Raw genomic sequence first — 25,388 nt, 5'->3', positions numbered from 1 at the left:
AAGCGAGATGTCATGGCGGACGAAGAGCGGCTGCGCGAATACCTGACGCGGGTCGTCGCCGAGCTTCAGCAGACCCGCCAACGGCTGCGCGAGGTCACCGCCGAGGAGTCCGAGCCGGTGGCGATCGTGGCGATGAGCTGCCGCTACCCGGGCGGCATCAGCTCGCCCGAACAGCTGTGGGAGTTCGTCTCGTCCGGCGGGGACGCCATCGGCGACTTCCCCACCGACCGGGGCTGGGACCTGGAGCGGCTCTACCACGCCGACCCGGACAACGCCGGCACCTCGTACACCACCTCCGGCGGGTTCCTGCACGACGCGGGGCGCTTCGACGCCGCGCTGTTCGGCATCTCGCCGCGCGAGGCGGTCGCCATGGACCCCCAGCAGCGGCTGCTGCTGGAGGTCACCTGGGAGCTGTTCGAGCGGGCCGGCATCGCCCCGCTGTCGCTGCGCGGCAGCCGCTCCGGCGTCTTCGTCGGCACCTCCGGGCAGGACTACGCCGCCGTGCTGCACCGGGCACCCGGCGTCGAGGGGTACGTGCTGACCGGCACCGCCGCCAGCGTGGTCTCCGGCCGGCTGGCGTACACGTTCGGGCTGGAAGGCCCGTCGGTCACCGTGGACACCGCCTGCTCGTCGGCGTCGGTCGCCATCCACCTCGCCTGCCAGGCGCTGCGCCAACGGGAGTGCGGCCTCGCCCTGGCCGGCGGGGCGACCGTGCTGGCCACCCCCGGCCCGTTCGTCGAGTTCTCCCGGCAGCGCGGCCTCGCCGCCGACGGCCGGTGCAAGTCGTTCGCGGCGTCCGCCGACGGCACCGGCTGGTCCGAGGGCGTCGGCATGCTGCTGCTGGAACGGCTCAGCGACGCCCGCCGCAACGGCCACCCCGTGCTCGGGATCATCCGCAGCTCCGCGGTCAACTCCGACGGCGCGTCCAACGGGCTCACCGCCCCCAACGGCCCGTCCCAGCAGCGGGTCATCCGGCAGGCCCTGGCCAGCGCGAAGCTCACCCCCGACCTGGTCGACGTGGTGGAGGCGCACGGCACCGGCACCACCCTCGGCGACCCGATCGAGGCCCAGGCCCTGCTCGCCACGTACGGCCGGGAGCGCGGCGACGCCGCGCCGCTGCTGCTCGGCTCGATCAAGTCCAACATCGGCCACACGCAGGCCGCCGCCGGCATCGCCGGGGTGATCAAGATGGTGGAGGCGATGCGGCACGGCGTCGTGCCGGCCACCCTGCACGTCGACGAGCCCACCCCCCACGTGGACTGGGCCGCCGGAGCGGTCACCCTGGTCACCGAGGCCACGCCGTGGCCCGCCGTGGACCGGCCGCGCCGCGCCGCCGTGTCCTCGTTCGGGATGAGCGGCACCAACACCCACCTCATCCTCGAACAGCCCGAGCCGGCCCGCGCCGAGGCCGACCGGCCGGCGGCGCCCGCGCCCGCGCCGGTGCTGCTCACCGGGCGTACCCGCGCCGCGCTGCGTCACCAGGCCGAGCGCTGGGCGCGGTACGTCGCCGACGACGCGGACGTGCGGCCGGGCGACGTGGCCTGGACCTCGGTGGTCTCCCGCTCGCCCCTGGAACACCGGGCGGTCGTGCTCGCCGACGACCGCGACGGCCTGCTCGCCGCCCTGCACGCCCTCGCCGACGACCGGCCCGCCCCCGGCCTGGTCACCGGTGCCGCCGCCGAGCGTGGCGGGATCGCGTTCCTCTTCTCCGGCCAGGGCGCCCAGCGCGCCGGCGCGGGCCGGGAGCTGTACGAGACGTACCCGGTCTTCGCCGAGGCGCTCGACGAGGTGTGCGCCCACCTCGACCACCGGCTGCCCCGGCCGCTGAAGCCGCTGCTGCACGCCGAGCCCGGCACCGATGAGGCCGCGCTGCTCGACCAGACCGTCTACACCCAGGCCGCGCTGTTCGCCGTCGAGGTGGCGCTGCACCGGCTGCTCGGCTCCTGGGGGCTGGCCCCCGACCTGGTCGCCGGGCACTCCGTCGGTGAGCTGACCGCCGCCCACGTGGCCGGCGTGCTCAGCCTCGACGACGCGTGCGCCCTCGTCGCCGCCCGGGGGCGGCTCATGCAGGCCCTGCCCGCCGGCGGCGCGATGCTCGCCGTCGCCGCCGACGAGGCCCGGGTCGCCGAGTCGATCGCCGACGTGACCGACCGGGTCGCCGTCGCCGCCGTCAACGGCCCGGCCGCCGTCGTCGTCTCCGGCGACGGCGCGGCCATCGACGACCTGGCCGAACTCTGGACCGGCCGGGGTGTCAAGGTGCGGCGGCTGCGGGTCAGCCACGCCTTCCACAGCCCGCTGATGGAGCCGATGCTCGCCGAGTTCGCCGCCGTCGCCGCCCGCCTCGACCTGCGCGCCCCCACCCTGCCGGTGGTGTCCAACCTGACCGGCGAGCTGGCCGACCCGGCGCAGCTCACCGACCCCGGCTACTGGGTGCGCCACGTCCGGGAGGCGGTCCGCTTCGCCGACGGCGTACGCACCCTGCGGGCCAACGGCGTCGGCACGTTCGTGGAGGTCGGCCCCGACGCCGTGCTCACCGCCAGCATCCAGGAGACCCTCGCCGGGGCCGAGGCGGCCGACGCGGTCCCCGCCGTGGTGGTGCCGGTGCTGCGCCGGGACCGCCCGGACCGCCGCGCCCTGCTCGCCGCCCTCGCCCAGCTCCACGTCGCCGGCACGCCGCCGCGCTGGGCGGACGTCCTCGCCGCCCGGCCCGGCCGGCTCGTCGGCCTGCCCACCTACCCGTTCGAGCGGCAGCAGTACTGGGTGCCGGCCGAGGCGCCCGCCGACGAGGCCGCCACGGGCGGAGCCGGCGCGCTCGACCGGCGGTTCTGGGCGGCCGTCGAACGCGCCGACCTCGACGCGCTGCGCGACACCCTCGCCGTCACCGACTCCGCCGCCGCCGAGTCGCTGCGTACCCTGCTGCCCGTCCTCGCCGACTGGCGGCGGCAGCGGCAGGAGCACTCGGTCCTCGACGGCTGGCGGTACCGGGCCGACTGGCAGGTGACGCCCGAACCCGCCCCCGCCCGGCTGACCGGCACCTGGCTGCTCGCGCTGCCCGAAGGCGGCGCCGACGACCCGGCGGCGCGGACCGTCCGGGCCGCGCTGACCGGCGCCGGCGCCGACGTACAGCCACTGACCGTCGAGCCGGACGCCGACCGGGCCGGCCTCGCGGCGTCCCTCGCCGGCACCGACCCCGCCGGCGTCGTCTCCCTGCTCGCCGGGGAACCGCCCGCCGCCGACGGCACCGGCCTGCCCGGCCTGACCGCCACCCTCGCGCTCGTGCAGGCGCTCGGCGACGCCGGGCTGGCCGCACCGCTGTGGCTGGTCACCCGGGGCGCGGTCGCCGCCACCTCGTACGACCGGCTCGCCGACCCGGCGCAGGCCGCCGTCTGGGGCCTCGGCCGGGTGGTCGGCGTGGAGGCCCCGCACCGCTGGGGCGGCCTGGTCGACCTGCCGCCGGAGCCCGACGACCGGGCCGCCACCCGGCTCGCCGCGATCCTCACCGGATCGACCGGCGAGGACCAGCTCGCGGTACGCGGTCCCGGCGTCTTCGCCCGCCGCCTGGTGCGCGCCGCCCTCGGCGACCGCCCGCCGGCGCGCCGGTTCACGCCCACCGGCACCGCCCTGATCACCGGCGGCACCGGCGGCCTCGGCGCCCGCGCCGCCCGCTGGCTCGCCGCCGCCGGAGCCGAACACGTCGTGCTGGTCAGCCGGCGCGGACCCGGCGCCCCCGGCGCCGCCGAGCTGGAGGCCGAGCTGACCGGCCTCGGCACCCGGGTCACCATCGCCGCCTGCGACATCGCCGACCGGGCCGCCCTCGCCGACCTGCTCGACCGGGTCGAGTCCGCCGGACCGCCGGTGCGTACCGTCGTGCACACCGCCGGCATCGCCCAGGCCACCCCGCTGGCGGAGGTCACCCCGGCCGAGCTGGCCGAGGTCACCGTCGGCAAGACCGCCGGGGCCACCCATCTCGCCGACCTGCTCGCCGACCGGGAGTTGGACGCCTTCGTCGTCTACTCGTCCATCGCCGCCACCTGGGGCAGCGGCGGGCAGGCCGGGTACGCGGCCGGCAACGCCTACCTCGACGCGCTGGTGCAGCGGCGCCGCGCCGACGGCCGCGCCGGCACCGCCATCGCCTGGGGGCCCTGGGCCGACGGCGGCATGCACGCGGCCGACGCCGAACGGAACCTGCGCCGCCGGGGCCTGCCCGCCATGGACCCGGCCGTGGCCATGGGCGCGTTGCAGCAGGCCCTCGACCACGACGACGTCACCGTGACGGTGGCCGACGTGGACTGGGCCCGGTTCGCCCCCGCGTACGCCTCCGCCCGCCGCCGTCCGCTGCTGGAGGGCGTACCGGAGGCGCGGGCCGCCCTCGACGGCGGCGCCACGGTCGACGACGGCGACGAGGGCCCGGCGGCGACCCTGCGCCGGCGCCTCGCCGCGCTGACCCCGGCCCGGCGGGAGGAGACCGTCGCCGACCTGGTCCGGGAACTCGCCGCCGACGTGCTCGGCCACGACGGCGGGACCGCCGCCGTTCCGGCGACCACCGCGTTCCGTGACCTCGGCTTCGACTCGCTGACCGCCGTGGAGCTGCGCAACCGGCTCGCCGCCGCCACCGGGCAGGCGCTGCCCACCACCCTGGTCTTCGACCACCCCACCCCGGTCGTGCTGGCCCGCTTCCTGCTCGCAGGGCTCTTCGGCACCGAGGCCGGGCCAACCCCCGACGCCACCCCGGCCGCCGTGGACGACGACGAGCCGGTGGCCATCGTCGCCATGGCCTGCCGCTACCCCGGCGGCGTCGACGACCCCGAGCAGCTGTGGCGCCTCGTCGCCGACGGCGTCGACGCGATCGGCGACTTCCCGACCGACCGGGGCTGGGACCTCGACCGGCTCTACGACCCCGACCCGGCCAACCCCGGCACCACCTACGCCGACAAGGGCGGCTTCCTGCACGGCGCGGGCGAGTTCGACCCCGGTTTCTTCGGGATCTCGCCCCGCGAGGCGGCGGCGATGGATCCGCAGCAGCGGTTGCTGCTGGAGGTTTCGTGGGAGGCGGTCGAGCGGGCAGGGGTTGAGCCTGGGGTCCTTCGGGGTTCGCGAACAGGGGTGTTCGTGGGCACGAATGGTCAGGACTATGGGGCCCTGCTGATGGTGGCGGGGGACGAGGTGGAGGGCTTCGCGGGGACGGGCAACGCCGCGAGTGTGGTGTCGGGTCGGGTGGCGTACGCGTTGGGGTTGGAGGGGCCGGCGGTGTCGGTGGACACGGCGTGTTCGTCGTCGTTGGTGGCGTTGCACCTGGCGGTGCAGTCGCTGCGGCGCGGCGAGTGCGACCTGGCCCTCGCCGGCGGCGTCACGGTCATGGCCACCCCCGGCACCTTCTTCGAGTTCTCCCGGCAGCGGGGCCTGGCGGCCGACGGTCGGTGCAAGGCGTTCGCGGCCGCTGCGGACGGCACGGGCTGGGGCGAGGGCGTCGGCGTGCTGCTCGTCGAGCGGCTGTCGGACGCGCGGCGCAACGGCCACGAGGTCCTCGCGATCGTGCGGGGGAGCGCGGTCAACCAGGACGGCGCCTCCAACGGGCTGACGGCGCCGAACGGCCCGTCGCAGCAGCGGGTGATCCGGCAGGCTCTCGCGTCGGCGCGGCTCTCCACGGCCGACGTGGACGTGGTCGAGGCGCACGGCACCGGCACCACCCTTGGTGACCCGATCGAGGCGCAGGCCCTGCTGGCGACCTACGGCCAGGGCCGCAAGGCCGACGAGCCGCTGCTGCTCGGCTCGATCAAGTCCAACATCGGGCACACCCAGGCCGCCTCGGGCGTCGCCGGTGTGATCAAGATGGTGCTGGCGATGCGGCACGGAGTCGTGCCGGCGACGCTGCACGTGGACGAGCCGTCCCCGCACATCGACTGGACCTCCGGCGCCGTCGAGTTGGCGACGCAGTCGCGGCCGTGGTCCGAGGTGCAGCGGCCACGTCGGGCGGCGGTGTCGTCGTTCGGCATGTCCGGCACGAACGCCCACGTGATCATCGAGCAGGCCGACGAGCCGTCCGAGGTCGCCGCTCCGGTCGAGCACGGCCCGGGACTCGTGGCCTGTGACGTCGTGGTGTGGCCGGTGTCGGCGCGCTCGAAGCGCGCCTTGACCGGCCAGGCGGCCCGGCTCGCGCGGTACGTGCGTGAGCACGGCGATCTCGCCCCAGCGGCGGTGGGCTGGTCTCTCGCCGCCACCCGGTCGACGTTCGACCATCGGGCAGCCGTGATCGGGTGGAGCGCGGAGGAGTTGTTGGCGGGGCTGGGTGCTCTGGCGTCCGGGTCGCCGGCCGGCAACGTCGTCGCCGGCACCGCCACGCCCCACGGCGCGGGCCCGGTGTTCGTGTTCCCGGGTCAGGGTGCGCAGTCGGCGCGGATGGCGGCCGGCCTCGTCGGTCGTACGCCGGTGTTCGACGCGCGCCTGGCGGAGTGTCAGCGGGCCCTGGCCCCGTACCTGGACGTGGACCTGGTGTCGGTGCTCACGGGTGATGACGAGTCGTGGTTGGCGCGGGTGGAGGTCGTGCAGCCGGTGCTGTGGGCCGTGGGTATGGCCCTGGCGGCGGTGTGGCAGCACGCCGGGGTTGCCCCGGCTGCGGTGGTCGGTCACTCGCAGGGCGAGATCGGCGCGGCCTGTGTGGCCGGGATCCTGAGCCTGGAGGACGCGGCGAAGGCGGTGGCCCTGCGCTCGCGGGCGCTGACGGTGCTGCGGGGTACCGGGACGATGGCGTCGGTGGACCTCTCCGCCGAGGCGGTCAATGAGCGGCTCGGGGAGTTCCCCGGCGTGGGTGTCGCGGCGGTGAACGGGCCGTCCACGGTGGTGGTGTCGGGTCCGCCGCAGCCGGTCGCCGACCTGGTGGAGGCGTGCCAGGCCGAGGGAGTGCGGGCGCGGTTGATCCCGGTGGACTACGCGTCGCACTCGGCGGCCGTGCAGGACGTCGCCGAGCAGTTGCGCGCCGACCTGGCGGATGTGAGCCCTCGGCAGGGTCACATCCGGCTCGTCTCGACGTTGACCGGGGACTGGGTGGACCCGTCCTCGATGACGGCGGACTACTGGTACGAGAACCTGCGGCAGACGGTGCAGTTCGACGCGGCCGTGCGCGTCGCTGTCGCCGCCGGGCACACCACGTTCATCGAGATCTCCCCGCATCCGGTGTTGACGATGCCGGTGACGGCGATCCTCGACGACACGGGCGCCACCGGGCACACGCTGGGTAGCCTGCGCAGGGGCGACGACGACGCGACGCGGCTGCTGACCAACCTGGCCACCGCCCACGCGATCGGCCTGCCCGTCGACCTGACGGCCGTCCTCGCCGAGACCGGCACCGTGGCGCTGCCCACGTACGCCTTCGAACGGGGACGCTTCTGGCTGGACGCGCCCGCGCACCGCGTACGCGACGTCGGCTCCGCCGGCCTCCAGGACACCGACCACCCGCTGCTCAGCGCGGCCGTACCCGTCGCCGACGACCAGACGGTGGTGCTGACCGGGCGGCTGTCCGTGCGTACCCACCCGTGGCTGGCCGACCACGCCGTCGGCGGGGCGGTGATCGTCCCGGGCACCGGCGTGGTCGACATGGTGGTCCGGGCCGGCGACGAGGTCGACGCCGGCCAGGTCGGCGACCTGACGCTGATCAACCCGCTGGTGCTCCCGCCGGCCGGCGCGGTGCAGGTGCAGGTACGCGTGGGCCCGCCCGGCGACACCGGCGAGCGGAGCGTCACCGTGCACTCCCGCCCCGAGGAGAACGCCGACGCGGAGTGGACCCGGCACGCCGAGGGCCTGCTGCTGGCGCACCTGCCCGCCCCGGCCGCCGTACCGGGTCAGTGGCCGCCGGCCGACGCCGTCGAGGTCGACGCCGACCTGGACGCCTGGTACGCGCAGATGGCCGAGGGCGGCCTCGGCTACGGCCCCGCCTTCCGGGGCCTGCGCCGGGTGTGGCGCGGCGACGGCGAGGTCTACGCCGAGGTGGCCCTCCCCGAGGAGGCGACCGCCGACGCGTCCCGCTTCGGGCTGCACCCGGCCCTGTTCGACGCGGCCCTCCAGGCCAGCGGGGTCACCGCCCTGCTCGGCGACCCGGCGGACACCTCCGGCGCGGGCTGGATGCCGTTCGCCTTCCGCTCGGTCGCCCTGCACGCCCACGGCGCCACCCGGCTGCGGGCGCGGCTGCGCCCGCTCGGCCCGGACACCGTCGCGGTCACCCTCGCCGACACCGCGGGCCAGGCCGTCGCGACCGTGGAGTCGCTGACGTTCCGTCCGGTCGCCGCGGGCCGGGCCGACGAGGCCGCCGCCCTGCGCCGCACCTCGGTGTTCCACCTGGACTGGACGCCGCTGCCGAGCACCGACGCGGCGGCGGGGGAGTCGGTCCGCTGGGCGCTGCTCGGCGACGACACCCTCGGCCTCGCCGGGGCGCTCACCGCCGTCGGGCACCCGGTGCGGACCCACGCCGACCTGGCGGCGCTGGTCGCCGAGGTCGGGGAGTCCGGGGACGTACCCGATGTGGTGCTGGACCTGCGCGCCGGCGCGGAGTCGGACCCGCAGCGGGCCGGCGCGGCCGCGCACGACGCGGCCCGCGTCGCCCTCGCGCTGGTGCAGCAGTGGTTGGGCGAGCCCCGGCTGGAGCGGTCCCGGCTGGTCCTGCACACCCGGGGCGCGGTCGGCGCGGCCCCGGGCGAGGCCCCCCGCGACCTGGCCCGGGCGAGCCTGTGGGGGCTGGTCCGCTCCGCGCAGTCCGAACACCCCGGCCGGTTCACGCTGCTCGACACCGACGACGACGCCGCCTCCCTGGCGGCCGTCCCGGCGGCCGTCGCCTCCGGCGAGCCGCAGCTCGCGCTGCGCGACGGCGTGCCGCTGGTGCCCCGGCTGGCCCGGGCACGCGACGCCGGGGTGCTGCCGCTGCCCGCCGACGAGGTGCCCTGGCGCCTCGACGTCACCGAGAAGGGCACGCTGGAGAACCTCGCCCTGCTGCCCGCCCCCCGGACGACCGGGGAGCTGCCGGCGGGCCACGTCCTGGTCGGGATGCGCGCCTCCGGGCTGAACTTCCGCGACGTGGTGCTGGCCCTCGGCATGGTCCCCGACCAGGAGGTGCTGGGCAACGAGGGCGCCGGCGTGGTGCTCGGCGTCGGACCGGGGGTCACCGACCTCGCCCCCGGCGACCGGGTGATGGGCATCTTCTCCGGCTCGTTCTCCTCGGCGGCGGTCACCGACCGCAGGCTGGTCACCCGCATCCCCGACGGCTGGTCGTACACCGACGCCGCCGCCGTGCCCGTGGTCTTCCTGACCGCCTGGTACGGCCTGGTGGAGCTGGCCCGGCTGCGCGCCGGGGAGTCCGTGCTCGTCCACGCGGCGGCCGGCGGTGTCGGCATGGCGGCCGTGCAGATCGCCCGCCACCTCGGCGCGGAGGTCTACGGCACGGCCAGCCCCGGCAAGTGGCCGGCGCTGCGCGCCACCGGCTTCGACGACGCGCACCTCGCCTCCTCCCGCACCCTCGACTTCGCCGACGAGTTCGCCCACCGCACCGGCGGGCGGGGCGTCGACGTGGTGCTCAACGCGCTCAGCGGCGAGTACGTCGACGCGTCGCTGCGGCTGCTCGCCGACGGCGGCCGGTTCGTCGAGATGGGCAAGACCGACAAGCGGGACCCGCAGCGCGTCGCCGCCGACCACCCGGGCGTCAGCTACCAGGTCTTCGACCTCATCGAGGCCGGCCCGGAGAAGATCGGCGCGATGCTGGCCGAGCTGATGGCCCTCTTCGCCGGCGGGGCGCTGCGGCCCCTGCCCCGGCGCACGTGGGACGTCCGGCGCGCCCCCGAGGCGTTCCGCTTCCTCAGCCAGGCCCGGCACGTGGGCAAGCTCGCCCTGAGCGTCCCGCAGGCGCCCCGCCTCGACGGCACGGTCCTGGTCTCGGGGGCGACCGGCACCCTCGGCGCGCTGCTCTGCCGACACCTGGTCACCGCGCACGGCGCCCGGCAGCTGCTCCTGGTCAGCCGGCGCGGCCCGGACGCCGAGGGCGCCGACGACCTGCTCGCCGACCTCAAGGCCCTGGGCGCGGACGTGTCGATCGTCGCCGCCGACCTGGCCGACCCGGACGCCGTGGCGGACGTGCTCTCCATGGTGGACCGGCGGCACCCGCTGCGCGCCGTCGTGCACGCCGCCGGCGTCCTCGACGACGCCACCGTGGAGTCGCTCACCCCCGACCGCCTCGCCGCGGTGCTGCGGCCCAAGGTCGACGTGGCCTGGAACCTGCACCGGGCCACCCTCGGCCACGACCTGAGCGCGTTCGTGCTCTTCTCGGCCGCCGCAGGCGTGTTCGGCGGCCCCGGCCAGGGCAACTACGCCGCCGGCAACGCGTTCCTCGACGCCCTCGCCGAGCACCGCCGGGCCCTCGGCCTGCCGGCGGTCGCGCTGGCGTGGGGCCGCTGGGCCCAGGCCAGCGGCATGACCGGCCACCTCGACTCGGCCGACATCCGCCGCCTCGACCGGGGCGGCATGGCCGCCCTCTCCGACGACGAGGGACTCGCCCTGTTCGACGCGGTCTGGCGCTCGGAGCGGGCGACGCTGATGCCCGCCAAGATCGTCACCGGGGTGGCGGCGCCCGGATCGCCCGTGCACCCGCTGCTGACCAACCTGGTCCGCGCCGCCGGCCGCCGGGCCGCAGCCGGCGAGGCCGCCGACGGGCAGGCGTACGCCGAGACGCTGCGCGCCCTGCCCGACGACAAGCGGGTACGCGCCCTGCGTGACCTGGTGCTGTCGCACGTGGCGGTCGTCCTCGGCCACGGCGACCCGGCCGGCATCGAGCCGACCCGCGCGTTCCGGGAACTCGGCTTCGACTCGCTCACCGCGGTCGAGCTGCGCAACCGGCTCGGCGCGGCCACCGGGCTGCGGCTGCCGGCGACGCTGGTCTTCGACAACCCGACGCCCGAGGCGCTCGCCACCCACCTGGCCGGGCAGTTCGCCCCGGTGACCCCGGCGGGGGAGACGTCGACGGCCGGCCGGGAACTCGACCGGCTGGAGGCGGCGCTCGTCGGGCTCGACCCGACCGACGACGAGTTCCGCCGGATCACCGACCGGCTGCACGGCCTGCTGGACCGGCTGACCGAGCGGCAGGCGGACGCGGACGGCGACGACGACGACGACCTGGAGTCGGCCACCGCCGAGAACATCTTCGACCTGATCGACCGCGAGCTGGAGACGTCGTGACGACCAGCCGCAACGACATCGGCATGCCGAGTGAGGTAGGTCCACGGTGAGCAACGAGGACGAGAAGTACGTCGAGTACCTGAAGCGTACGACCTCGGAGCTGCGGCGTACCCGGCGGCGGCTGCGCGAGCTGGAGGCCCGGGACTCCGAGCCCATCGCCATCGTCGCGATGAGCTGCCGCTACCCGGGCGGGGTCGACAGTCCCGAGGCGCTGTGGCAGCTCGTGCACGACGGCGGCGACGGGATCGGGCCGTTCCCCGCCGACCGGGGCTGGGACCTGGAGAACCTCTTCCACCCCGACCCCGACCACCCGGGCACCAGCTACGTGCGCGAGGGCGGCTTCGTCTACGCCGCCGCCGACTTCGACGCCGACCTGTTCGGTATCTCGCCCCGCGAGGCCGTCGCCATGGACCCGCAGCAGCGGCTGCTGCTGGAGACCTCCTGGGAGGCGTTCGAGCGGGCCGGCCTGCCGCTGCCGGCGGTACGGGGCAGCCGCACCGGCGTCTTCGTCGGGGCGTCGTCGCACGGCTACGACGGCATGATGGCGCAGGCCGAGAACGGCGAGGGGCACCTGCTCACCGGCAACGCCACCAGCGTCATCTCCGGCCGCGTCGCGTACACCCTCGGGCTGGAGGGGCCGGCGGTCACCGTCGACACCGCCTGCTCGTCCTCGCTGGTCGCCATCCACCTGGCCGCGCAGGCCCTGCGCAACGGCGACTGCGAGCTGGCGCTGGCCGGCGGCGTGACGGTGATGCCGACCCCGGCGGTCTTCGTCGGCTTCAGCCGGCAACGCGGCCTTGCCGCCGACGGCCGGTGCAAGGCGTTCGCCGCCGGCGCGGACGGCACCTCGTGGTCCGAGGGCATCGGCATGCTGCTGCTCACCCGGCTCTCCGACGCGCAGCGGCACGGGTACCCGGTGCTCGCGGTGGTGCGGGGCAGCGCGGTGAACCAGGACGGCGCGTCCAACGGGCTCAGCGCCCCGCACGGCCCCTCCCAGGTGCGCGTCATCCGTCAGGCCCTGGGCAACGCCCGGCTCACGCCCGAGCAGGTCGACGTGGTGGAGGCGCACGGCACGGGCACCCGGCTCGGCGACCCGATCGAGGCGCAGGCGCTGCTGGCCACGTACGGGCAGGACCGCGACGATGCCGCGCCGCTGCTGCTCGGGTCGGTCAAGTCGAACATCGGGCACACCCAGGCCGCCGCCGGCGTGGCCGGCGTGATCAAGATGGTGATGGCGATGCGGCACGGCGTCGTGCCGCCCACCCTGCACGTCGACGAGCCGTCCCCGCACATCGACTGGACCGCCGGGGCGGTCACCCTCGCCACCGCCGCGACGCCCTGGCCCGCCGTGGACCGGCCGCGCCGGGCCGCGGTGTCGTCGTTCGGCGTCTCCGGCACCAACGCGCACACCATCATCGAGCAGGCACCGGCCGAGGTCGAGGCCGAGGCGGAGCCGACCGCGCCGGTGGCCCGCACGGTGGCCCCCGTGCTGCTCTCCGCCCGCTCCGACGCCGCGCTCGCCGCGCAGGCCGGCCGCTGGGCCGCCCGGTTCGCCGCCGACGAGACCCTCCGCCCGCTCGACGTGGCCTTCTCGTCGGTCGCCTCGCGCTCCATCCTGGACCGCCGCGCCGTGGTGTCGGCGACCGGCCGCGACGACCTGCTCGCGGCGCTGCGCGCCCTCGCCGCCGGGGAACCGGCCGGCACCGTCGTCATCGGCGCCGGGGCGCCGCGCGGCCAGCTCGCGGTGCTCTTCTCCGGCCAGGGCGCGCAGCGCGCCGGCATGGGCCGCGAGCTGTACGCCGAGTTCCCCGTCTTCGCCGCCGCCCTCGACGAGGTGTGCGGTTACCTGGACCGGGCCCTGCCGCGCCCCCTGCGCGAGGTGCTCTTCGCCGCCGAGGGCTCGGCCGACGCCGAGCTGCTTGACCGGACGGTGTTCACGCAGGCCGGCCTGTTCGCCGTCGAGGTGGCGCTGTTCCGCCTCGTCGAGTCCTTCGGCATCGCCCCCGACCTGGTCGCCGGCCACTCGATCGGCGAGGTCACGGCCGCGTACGTGGCCGGGGTGCTGTCGCTGGAGCACGCCTGTGCGCTGGTGGCGGCGCGGGGCCGGCTGATGCAGGCGCTGCCCTCGGGCGGCGGGATGCTGGCCGTCGCGGCTGCCGAGGCGGACGTGCTGGCCACGCTGGACGGGCTGGCCGACGTGGGGATCGCGGCGGTCAACGGGCCGACGGCGGTGGTGGTCTCCGGTGCCGTCGACGCGCTCGACGAGGTGGAGCGGGTCTGGCGGGAGCGGGGCGTACGCACGCGCCGCCTGGCGGTCAGCCACGCGTTCCACAGCCCGCTGATGGAGCCGATGCTCGCCCGGTTCCGCGCGGTGCTCGACCGGCTGGAGTTCTCCGCGCCGTCGCTGCCGGTGGTGTCGAACGTGACCGGTGCGCTGGCCGACGCCGACGAGATCCGTACGGCCGACTACTGGGTGCGTCACGTCCGCGAGGCCGTCCGCTTCGCCGACGGGGTCGCCGCGCTGCGGGCCGCCGGGGTGGACACGTTCCTGGAGATCGGGCCGCGCAGCGTACTGACCGCCATGGTTGGCGACGTCCTGCCGGGCGGGGACGGCGTGCTCGCCGTGCCGGCGCAGCGCGGGGACCGGCCCGAGGCGCAGGGGCTGCTGGCCGGGCTGGGCGAGCTGCACGTGCACGGGGTGGCCGTCGACTGGCAGCCGTGGTTCGCCGACACCGGCGCCCGGCGGGTGGACCTGCCCACGTACGCCTTCCAGCACCAGCGCTACTGGCCGGAGGTCGGCGGCACCGCCGCGACCGCCGCGCCGGGCGACAGTGCCGAGGGGGACTTCTGGGCTGCCGTGGAGCGCGGGGACCTGCCCGGGGTCGCCGCCCACCTGGCCGTGCAGGACGACCCCGCGGCGGTCGAGGCCCTCGCGCCCGCCGTACCCGTGCTGTCGTCGTGGCGGCGGGCGCGGCACCGCGACGCCGTGGTGGACGGCTGGACGTACCGGGTCGACTGGGAGCCGGTACGCCCCGCCGCCGTGCCGGCGCTGACCGGCCGCTGGCTGGTCGTCACCGCCGACACCGACGACGCCGGGGTGGCCGGCACGCTGACCGGCGCCGGCGCCCACGTCGACACCCTCACCGTCGCCCCCGGCGTCGCCCGCGCCGAGCTGACCGGGCTGCTGCGCGGCCACGGCGACCAGGGCTGGACGGGGGTGCTCTGCGTGCTCCCCGCGACCGACCGGGCGCTGCCGGACGCCCCGGCCGTCTCCGGCGGCGCCGCGCTGCTGCTCACCCTCACCCAGGCGCTCGCCGACGCCGGCCTGCCCGGCCGGCTCTGGTGCCTCACCCGGGGCGCCGTCCGCGTCGGGGCCGGCGAGACCCTCGCCGACCCCTGGTCCGCCCTGGCCTGGGGCCTGGGCCGGGTCGTCGCCCTCGAACAGCCCGACCGCTGGGGCGGCCTGATCGACCTGCCCGCCCGCGCCGACCGCACCGCCGCCGACGCGCTGCTCGCCGTCCTCGCCGACGCCGGCCACGACCAGGTGGCGATCCGCCCGCAGGGCGTCTTCGGCCGGCGGCTGGTGCCGGCCGCGCCGCCGGCCGGCGCGGGTTGGCGGCCCGCCGGGACGGTGCTGGTGACCGGTGGTACGGGTGCCCTGGGCCGGCACGTGGCCCGTTGGCTGCTGGCCAACGGGGCGGCCGAGGTGGTGCTGGCCTCGCGGCGGGGCCCGGCGGCGCCGGGCGCGGCCGAGCTGGTCGACGAGCTCGGCGCGGTACGGGTGGTGGCGTGCGACGTCACCGACCGGGCGGCCGTCGACGCGTTGGTCGCCGCTCTGCCGGAGCTGACCGCCGTCGTGCACACCGCCGGCGTGGTCGACGACGGCGTCCTCGACGGGCTCGACCTGGGCCGGATGCAGACCGTCCTCGACGGCAAGGTCCGCGCCGCCCAGGTGCTGCACGAGGCCACCGCCCACCGCGACCTCGACGCGTTCGTGCTCTTCTCCTCCCTCGCCGGGGTCATCGGCAGCGCCGGACAGGGCAACTACGCGGCGGCCAACGCGTACCTCGACGCGTTCGCGGCCTGGCGACGCGACCAGGGCCTGCCCGGCACCGCCATCGCCTGGGGCGCCTGGGCCGAGGACGGCATGGCCGCCGCGCTGACCGCCCGGCTCGCCCGGGGCGGCGTCGACGCGCTCCCCGTCGCCGAGGCCGTCACCGCCCTCGGCCGGCTGGTCAACACCACCGAGCCGGCGGTCACCGTCGCCGACGTCGACTGGGGACGCCTCGCCGCCTCCTGGGGCCGCCCGACGCCACTGATCGCCGCCCTGCCCGGGGTGCCCGCCGTGCCCACCGGCCCCGCCCGCGCCGTGGTGGTCGGCCGGTCCCTGCCGCAGCTCGCCGACCTCGTGCGCACCCAGGCCGCCGTCGTGCTCGGCTACCCGGCCGGGCAGCCGCTGCCCGAGCGCACCTTCCGCGACCTCGGCTTCGACTCGCTCACCGCCGTCGAGCTGCGCAACCGGCTCACCGCCGAGACCGGCATGACCCTGCCCGCCACGCTGGTCTTCGACCACCCCACGGTCGCCGAACTCGCCGCCCACCTGCACGGCCTCACCGCCGGGCACACCACCGGCGAGGTGGTCGCCGACGGCACCGGCCGCGACCGCGAGCCGATCGCCATCGTCGCGATGAGCTGCCGCTTCCCCGGCGGCGTCACCTCGCCCGAGCAGCTCTGGGACCTCGTCGCCACCGGCACCGACGCGATGAGCCTGATGCCCGGCGAGCGCGGCTGGAATCTCGCCGAGCTGTACCACCCCGACCCCGAGCACCTCGGCACCAGCTACGTCCGGGAGGGCGGCTTCGTCGCCGGGGCCGGCGAGTTCGACCCGGCCTTCTTCGGCATCAGCCCCCGCGAGGCCCTCGCCATGGACCCGCAGCAGCGGCTGCTGCTGGAGGCCACCTGGGAGGCGTTCGAGCGGGCCCGGATCGACCCGACCGCGCTGCGCGGCAGCCGCACCGGCGTGTACGTCGGCACCAACGGCCAGGACTACGGCTCGCTGCTGATGGCCGCCGGGGACGTCGACGAGAACTACCTCGCCACCGGCACCTCCGCCAGCGTCATCTCCGGCCGGCTGGCGTACACCTTCGGGCTGCACGGCCCGGCGGTCACCGTCGACACCGCCTGCTCGTCGTCGCTGGTCGCGATGCACCTGGCCGCGCAGGCCCTCCAGACGGGCGAGTGCGACCTCGCCCTGGCCGGCGGCGCCACCGTGATGGCCACCCCCGGCATCTTCGTCGGCTTCTCCCGCCAGCGCGGCCTCGCCGCCGACGGCCGGTGCAAGCCGTTCGCCGGGGCGGCCGACGGCACCGGCTGGGGCGAGGGCGTCGGCCTGCTGGTGCTCCAGCGCCTCTCCGACGCCCGCCGCGACGGCAACCCGGTCCTCGCCGTGCTGCGCGGCAGCGCCGTCAACCAGGACGGCGCCTCCAACGGCCTCACCGCCCCCAACGGCCCCGCCCAGCAGCGGGTGATCCGCCAGGCCCTCGCCAACGCCGGACTCACCGCCGACCAGGTGGACGCCGTCGAGGCACACGGCACCGGCACCACCCTCGGCGACCCCATCGAGGCGCAGGCGCTCATCGCCACGTACGGGCAGGACCGTCCCGCCGACCGGCCGCTCTGGCTCGGCTCGATCAAGTCGAACATCGGGCACACCCAGGCCGCCGCCGGCGTCGCCGGGGTGATGAAGATGGTCCTGGCCATGCGGCACGGGGTGCTGCCGCCCACCCTGCACGTGGACGAGCCCACCCCACACGTCGACTGGAGCGCCGGCAGCGTCGAACTGCTCACCTCCGCCCGCCCGTGGGAGCCGACCGACGGCGTACGCCGCGCCGCCGTCTCCTCGTTCGGCATCAGCGGCACCAACGTGCACACCATCCTCGAACAGGCCCCCGCCGACGAGCCGGAGTCCGAGCCGGTGGTCGGCGGGCCGACCGGGGAGCTGCCCTGGGTGCTCTCCGGGCGCACCGTCGACGCCCTCACCGCCCGCACCCGGGACCTGCTCGACCACCTCGACACCGTCGACGACGACAACCTCACCGCCGTCGGCTGGTCGCTGGCCGCCACCCGCGCCGCCCACGACCACCGGGCCGTCGTCTTCGCCGCCGACCGCGACGAACTGACCGCGTCCCTCGACGCGCTCGCCGCCGGCCGGCCCAGCCCGCAGACCGTCACCCGCGTCCCCGGCACCCCGGGCGAGGTCGCCTTCGTCTTCCCGGGCCAGGGCTCCCAGTGGGTCGGGATGGCGGCCGAACTGCTCGACACCGCCCCGGTCTTCGCCGAGAAGTTCGCCGCCTGCGCCGAGGCGCTGCGCCCGTACGTCGACTGGTCGCCGACCGACGTGGTGCGCGGCGCGCCGGACGCCCCGTCGTTGGAGCGGGTCGACGTCGTGCAGCCCACCCTGTTCGCGGTCAGCGTCTCGCTCGCCGCGCTCTGGGAGTCGTACGGGGTGCGCCCCTCCGCCGTCGTCGGCCACTCCCAGGGCGAGATCGCCGCCGCGTACGTCGCCGGCGGCCTCACCCTGGACGACGCGGCGGCCGTGGTCGCGCTGCGCAGCCGGATCATCGCCGGTATCGCCGGGGACGGCGGCATGGTCTCGGTCGCCACCACCGCCGACGAGGCCACCGGCACGATCACCCGCTGGGCCGGCCGGGTCGCCCTGGCCGCCGTCAACGGACCCACCTCCGTCGTGGTCTCCGGCGACAGCGCCGCCCTCGACGAGCTGGTCGCCCACTACGAGTCCCGCGAGGTGCGGGTGCGCCGCGTCCCCGTGGACTACGCCTCCCACTCCGCCCACGTCGAGCAGCTGCGCGAGCAGCTCCTGGAACTGCTCGCCGGGCTGCGGCCCCGCACCGGCGAGGTCCGGTTCCGCTCCACCGTGGAGTGCGACTGGCTCGACACCGCCGCCCTCGACGCCGACTACTGGTACCGCAACCTGCGGCAGACCGTCCGCTTCGACGAGGCGGTGCGCAGCCTCGTCGCGGCCGGCTACCAGACCTTCGTCGAGGTCAGCGCGCACCCGGTGCTGACCATGGCCGTGCAGGAGAGCGTCGAGCTGGCCGCCGCCGAACCGGACGCGGTCACCGTCACCGGCAGCCTCCGCCGGGGCGAGGGCGGCCTCGGCCGCTTCCTGCGCGCCCTGGCCGAGGTCTGGACCGGAGGTACGCCGGTGGACTGGCGGCCCGCCTTCACCGGCCTCGCCGGACGTCGCCTCGACCTGCCCACGTACCCGTTCCAGCGGCAGCTGTACTGGCCGCAGCCGTCCGCCGCGCCCGCCCCGGCCGCCGGCAGCGGCACCGCGCCCGTGGCCGACGACGAGGTCGACGCCCGGTTCTGGGCGGCCGTGGAGGCGGAGGACCTGGCCGCGCTCACCGCCGAACTCGCCGCCACGACCGATGCGGAGCCCGTGCCGGACGCCGCGTTCGCCGACGTGCTGCCCGTCCTCGCCGCCTGGCGCCGCCGGCACCGCGACCAGGCCACCGTGGACTCGTGGCGGTACCGGGACAGCTGGACGCCCGTCGTCCCCGACGCCGCCGGCGAGCCCGCCGTCACCGGCACCTGGTGGCTGCTCACCGGCCCCGACGACACCGGCGCGGCCGAGGCCGCCTTCTGCGCCGAGGCCGTGCGGCGGCACGGCGGCACCGTCGTACCGCTGGCGCTGGACGCCGACCGCACGGACCGCGCGGCGCTCGCCGCCCGGCTGCGCGACCTCGCCGACGGTGGCTCCCGCCCCGCCGGGATCGTGTCGCTGCTGCCGCTCGACGAGACGCCCGCCCCGGCGCACCCGTCGGTGCCGGTCGGCTTCGCCGGCACGGTCACCCTCGTGCAGGCGCTCGGCGACGCCGGCGTCCGCGCGCCGCTGTGGTGCCTCACCCGGGGCGCCGTCGCCACCGGCCCGGCCGACCCGCTGCCGCACCCGCTCCAGCAGCTCACCTGGGGCTTCGGCCGGGTCGCCGCCCTCGAGCACCCCGACCGGTGGGGCGGCCTCGTGGACCTCCCCGACGAGCTCGACGACGCCGCCGGCCGCCGGCTGGCCCGCGTCCTCGCCGGTGCCGACGGGGAGGACCAGGTCGCGTTGCGGTGGGCCGGCGCCTTCGGCCGGCGACTGCTGCACGCCCCGCTCGGCGCCACCCCCGCCCCGCGCACCTGGCGGCCCTCCGGCACCGCCCTGGTCACCGGCGGCACCGGCGCGCTCGGCGGACACATGGCCCGCTGGCTCGCCGCCAACGGCGCCGCCCACCTGGTGCTGGTCAGCCGGCGCGGCCGGCAGGCCGACGGCATCGCCGACCTCGAGGCCGAGCTGGTCGCACTGGGCGCCCGGGTGACCGTCGCGGCCTGCGACGCCGCCGACCGGTCGGCGCTCGCCGCCGTCCTGGCCGACCTGCCGCCCGAGCACCCGCTGACCACCGTCGTGCACACCGCCGCCGTCCTCGACGACTCGGTGATCAACTCGCTGACCCTGGAGCAGGTCGACTACGCGCTCAGCGCGAAGGTCACCGCCGCGCTGAACCTGCACGAGCTGACCCGCGAGCTGGATCTCGACGCGTTCATCCTGTTCTCCTCGATGGCCGGCACCGTCGGCAGCTCCGGCGTGGGCAACTACGCCCCCGGCAACGCGTTCCTCAACGCCCTCGCCGAGCACCGCCGTGCCCTCGGCCTGCCCGCCACCTCCATCGGCTGGGGCGCGTGGGGCGGCGGCGGCATGGCCGACGGCGAGTTCGGCCGGATGCTGCACCGCCACGGCGCGCCCGAGATGCCCCCGCGGCTCGCCGTCGCGGCCCTGCACCAGGCCGTCGAGCACGACGAGACGTTCCTGACCATCTCCAACATCGCCTGGGACCGGTTCTTCGTCGCGTTCACCGCCACCCGGCCCGGGCCGCTGATCTCGGAGATCCCCGAGGCGCAGCGGTTGCAGGCCACCAAGGGCCTCGCCGAGACGAAGGAGACCGACGAGGCCGGCCCGGCCGGCGCGTTCACCCGGATGAGCGCCGCCGAGCGTCAGCAGGCGCTGCTCGACCTGGTCCGCGACCAGGCGGCCACCGTCCTGAAGTACGCCGACGGCCAGGCCGTCGACCCGCACCACGCGTTCCGCGACCTCGGCTTCGACTCGGTGACCGCGGTGGAGCTGCGCAACCGGCTCGCCACCGCCACCTCGCTGCGGCTGCCCGTGACCCTGGTCTTCGACTACCCGTCGCCGACCGCGCTCGCCCGGCACCTGCACGAGGAACTGGGCGGTGAGGCCGCCGTGGCCGTCGAGACCGCCCCGGTGGCGCTCGGCGACGACGAGCCGGTGGCCATCGTCGCCATGTCCTGCCGCTTCCCCGGCGGGGCCAACGACCCCGAGCGGTTCTGGCAGATGCTGCACGCCGGCCGCGACGCCGTGTCCGACCTCCCGGGCGATCGGGGTTGGGACGTCGAGCGCCTCTACGACCCCGACCCCTATTCCACCGGCACCTCCTACGTCCGCAGTGGCGCCTTCCTCTACGAGGCGGCGGAGTTTGATGCCGGTTTCTTCGGGATTTCCCCCCGCGAGGCGTTGGCCATGGATCCGCAGCAGCGGTTGCTGCTCGAGGTTTCGTGGGAGGCGGTCGAGCGGGCAGGGGTTGAGCCTGGGGTCCTTCGGGGTTCGCGAACAGGGGTGTTCGTGGGCACGAATGGTCAGGACTATGGGGCCCTGCTGATGGTGGCGGGGGACGAGGTGGAGGGCTTCGCGGGGACGGGCAACGCCGCGAGTGTGGTGTCGGGTCGGGTGGCGTACGCGTTGGGGTTGGAGGGGCCGGCGGTGTCGGTGGACACGGCGTGTTCGTCGTCGTTGGTGGCGTTGCACCTGGCGGTGCAGTCGCTGCGGCGCGGCGAGTGCGACCTCGCCCTCGCCGGCGGCGTGACCGTGATGGCGACCCCCGGGCTGTTCGTGGAGTTCTCCCGGCAGCGGGGCCTGGCGGCCGACGGCCGGTGCAAGGCGTTCGCCGCGGGAGCCGACGGCACCGGCTGGGGCGAGGGCGTCGGCATGCTGCTCGTCGAGCGGCTCTCGGACGCGCGGCGCAACGGCCACGAGGTGCTGGCGATCGTGCGGGGCAGCGCCGTCAACCAGGACGGCGCCTCCAACGGGCTGACGGCGCCGAACGGCCCGTCGCAGCAGCGGGTGATCCGGCAGGCCCTCGCGTCGGCGCGGCTCTCCACGGCCGACGTGGACGTGGTCGAGGCGCACGGCACCGGCACGACGCTGGGTGACCCGATCGAGGCCCAGGCCCTGCTGGCGACGTACGGGCAGGAGCGCGACGAGCCGCTGCTGCTCGGCTCGGTGAAGTCGAACATCGGCCACACCCAGGCCGCCGCCGGCGTCGCCGGCGTGATCAAGATGGTGCTGGCGATGCGCGAGGGCGTGGTCCCGGCGACGCTGCACGTGGACGAGCCGTCCCCGCACATCGACTGGACCTCCGGCGCGGTGGAACTGGCCACGGAGTCGCGGCCCTGGCCGGCCGTGGACCGGGCGCGCCGGGCGGCGGTGTCGTCGTTCGGCATCTCCGGCACCAACGCCCACGTCATCATCGAACTGCCCGAGGACCGGCCCGCCGAGAGCGCGGAACCCGAGGCCGCCGAGAGCCGCAGCCCGGGACTCGTGGCCTCCGACGTCGTCGTCTGGACGGTGTCCGGGCGGTCGAAGGGCGCCCTGGCCGGTCAGGCCGCCCGCCTGGCCCACCACGTCCGCGCGCACGCCGACATCGATACGGCGGCGGTGGGCTGGTCCCTCGCCGCCACCCGGTCGACGTTCGACCACCGGGCCGCCGTCGTCGGCGCCGGGGTGGCCGAGCTGCTGGCGGGGCTCGACGCCCTGTCCGCCGGCGCGCCGGCGGGAAACCTCGTCACGGGTACGGCCGCCGGGACCGGTGCGGTGTTCGTGTTCCCGGGTCAGGGTGCGCAGTCGGCGCGGATGGCGGCCGGCCTGGTGGGTCGTACGCCGGTGTTCGACGCGCGTCTGGCGGAGTGCCAGCGGGCCCTGGCCCCGTATCTGGACGTGGACCTGGTGTCGGTGTTGACCGGGGACGACGAGTCGTGGTTGGCGCGGGTCGAGGTCGTGCAGCCGGTGCTGTGGGCCGTCGGCATGGCTCTCGCCGCGGTGTGGCAGCACGCCGGGGTCACCCCGGCTGCGGTGGTCGGTCACTCGCAGGGTGAGATCGGCGCGGCCTGCGTGGCCGGGATCCTGAGCCTGGAGGACGCGGCGAAGGCGGTGGCGTTGCGGTCGCGGGCGCTGACGGTGCTGCGGGGCACCGGCACCATGGCGTCGGTCGACCTCTCCGCCGAGGCGGTCAATGAGCGGCTCGGGGAGTTCCCCGGCGTGGGTGTCGCGGCGGTCAACGGCCCGTCCACGGTCGTGGTCTCCGGCCCACCGCAGCCGGTCGCCGACCTGGTGGAGGCGTGCCAGGCCGAGGGAGTGCGGGCGCGGTTGATCCCGGTGGACTACGCGTCGCACTCGGCGGCCGTGCAGGACGTCGCCGAGCAGTTGCGCGCCGATCTGGCGGACGTGAGCCCTCGGCAGGGGCACACCCGGCTCGTCTCGACGCTGACCGGGGACTGGGTGGACCCGTCCTCGATGACCGCCGGGTACTGGTACGACAACCTGCGGCAGACCGTGCAGTTCGACGCGGCCGTGCGGGTGGCCGTCGAGGCGGGTCACACGACGTTCGTGGAGATCAGCCCCCACCCGGTGCTGACCATGCCGGTCACGGCGATCCTCGACGACACGGGCGCCACCGGGCACACCCTCGGCAGCCTGCGGCGTGGTGACGACGACGCGACGCGGCTGCTGACCAACCTCGCCACCGCGCATGCGATCGGCCTGCCCGTCGACCTGACGACGGTCCTCGCCGAGACCGACATCGTGGCGCTGCCCACGTACGCCTTCGACCGCAGTCGCTTCTGGCCGACCGCGGCGACCGGGCAGGGCGACACCGAGGAGACCCCGAGCGGCGTCGACTCGGCGTTCTGGGCGGCCGTGGAACGCGAGGACCTGGCCGCGCTCGCGGAACTCACCGAGCAGGACGCCACGGAGTCCCTGGAACGGCTGGGCGCGGCCCTGCCCGTGCTCGCCTCCTGGCGACGGCAGCAGCGCAACCGGTCCAGCCTCGACGACCTGCGGTACCGCAGCGTCTGGCAGCCGTACACCGGGACGCCCGTCAGCTTCCTCCCCGGCGCCTGGTGGGTGATCGCCGACGAGCGGCACCCGGAGGAGGGCGAGGCCGCCGTCGCCGAGCTGACCCGCCGGGGCGCCGACGTCCGGCTGGTGTCCCTGCCGGAGAACCTGACCGACCGCGCCGCCCTCGTCGCGCACCTGACCGGCGCCACCCGCACCGCCGACGGCGGGCCGGCCCCGGTGGACGGGGTGCTGTCGCTGCTCGCCCTCGCCGACGGCGCGGTCGACGACACCCAGCCGGTGCCGCCGTTCCTCGCCCGGTCGCTCGCGCTGATCCAGGCGCTCGGCGACCTCGACGTCGCCGCACCGCTGTGGTGCGTCACCCGCGGCGCCGCCGGCACCACCCGGGGCGCGGCGCCCGGCCGACCGGAGCAGTCGCTGCTCTGGGGCCTCGGCCGGGTCGTGGCCCTCGAACACCCCGAGCGGTGGGGCGGTCTGGTCGACGTACCGGCCACCCTGGACGACCACGGCTGGGACCTGCTCTGCGCCGCCCTCGCCGGCCTCGACGGCGAGGACCAGCTCGCGATCGACGGCGCCACCATCCTGGTACGTCGGCTGGTGCGGGCACCCGGCGGCGAGGCGCCCACCGACGAGGCCGGCTACCCGGGCACGACCCTGGTCACCGGCGGCACCGGCGCGCTCGGCGCGGAGGTGGCCCGCTGGCTGGCCGCCCGGGGCGCCGAGCACCTGATGCTCGTCAGCCGCCGCGGCGCGGACGCCCCCGGCGCCGCCGAACTCGTCCGCGAGCTGACCGGGGCGGGCACCCGGGTGACCGTCGCGGCCTGCGACGTCGCCGACCGGGCGGCGCTGGCCAAGCTGCTCGACGAGGTACCCGCCGACGCGCCGCTGACCAGCGTCGTGCACGCGGCCGGCGTCCTCGAGGACGGGGTGCTCGACGGGCTCACCGCCGACCGCCTCGCCACCGTCCTGCGCCCCAAGGTGCTGGGCGCCCTGCACCTGCACGAGCTGACCGTCGGGCGGGAACTGCGCGCGTTCGTGCTGTTCTCCGCGATGGCCGGCCAGCTCGGCGCCGCCGGCCAGGGCAGCTACGCCGCCGCCAACGCCTACCTCGACGCCCTCGCCGAGCAGCGGCACCGCCAGGGCCTGCCGGCGACCTCGGTCGCCTGGGGTCCCTGGTCGGCCGGCGGGATGGCCGCCACCGACCAGGCCGTCGAGGAGCGCCGCCGGCGCACCGGCGTGGCCCGCCTCGACACCGCGCCCGCGCTCACGGCGCTCGCGCAGTGCGTCGCGCGGGGCGAGCCGGCGACGATGGTGGCCGGCATCGACTGGGCCCGCTACGTGCCCGGGTTCGTCGCCGTGCGGCCCAGCCCGCTCATCGCGGGCGTCGCCGAGGCGCGCCGGGCCGTCGCCGAGCGGGCCGAGGACACCGGCGTCTCCGCGGAGTCCCTGGCCGCCCTGCTCGCCGGGCAGACCGACGCCGAACGGCGCAAGACCCTGCTGGAACTGGTACGCGGGCAGGCCGCCGCGGTGCTCGGACACGCCTCGATGGACGCCGTCGAGCCGGACCGGGCGTTCCGCGAACTCGGGTTCGACTCACTGACCGCCGTGGAGCTGCGCAACCGGCTCACCGCGGCGACCGGCGTCCGGCTGCCCGCCACGGTGGTGTTCGACTACCCGACCGCCGCCGGGCTGGCCGAGTACGTGCGGGCCGCGATCGTCGACGGCGGGGTGGTCGGGGTCGCACCGGTCTTCGGTGAGCTGGACAGGTTGGAAGCGGCGCTCTCCGGCTCGGCGCCGGACCGCAGCGCCCGAATTCGGATCACCGAGCGGCTGCGGGCGCTGCTGGCCTCCCTCAACGAGGCCGACGCGCCGGCGGACGGCGACACCGTCGCCGAGAAGCTCCAGGACGCGACGCCGGACGAGGTCTTCGACTTCATCGACCGCGAGCTGGGGATGTCCTGACGTGATCGCT

The 25,388-nt window shown here is 76.4% G+C and carries 2 protein-coding genes; both read left to right on the top strand.

Features of this window, described 5'->3' with window-relative positions; translation table 11 throughout:
- Window positions 1-12 precede the first annotated feature (12 nt).
- Window positions 13-11,208: a type I polyketide synthase gene (locus AC5L34_RS24000; protein ID WP_494827076.1), complete on the top strand. Its 11,196-nt coding sequence runs from the start codon at window positions 13-15 to the stop codon at window positions 11,206-11,208.
- A 46-nt stretch (window positions 11,209-11,254) separates the two neighbouring features.
- The gene (locus AC5L34_RS23995; RefSeq protein ID WP_494827074.1) at window positions 11,255-25,378 is read left to right on the top strand and encodes a type I polyketide synthase; all 14,124 of its coding nucleotides are present in this window, start codon (window positions 11,255-11,257) and stop codon (window positions 25,376-25,378) included.
- Window positions 25,379-25,388 lie beyond the last annotated feature (10 nt).

Source organism: Micromonospora sp. ZG13, assembly GCF_059359355.1.
The sequence above is the reverse complement of the archived record's forward strand: the minus strand, read 5'-3'. Positions and strand labels throughout refer to the sequence as shown.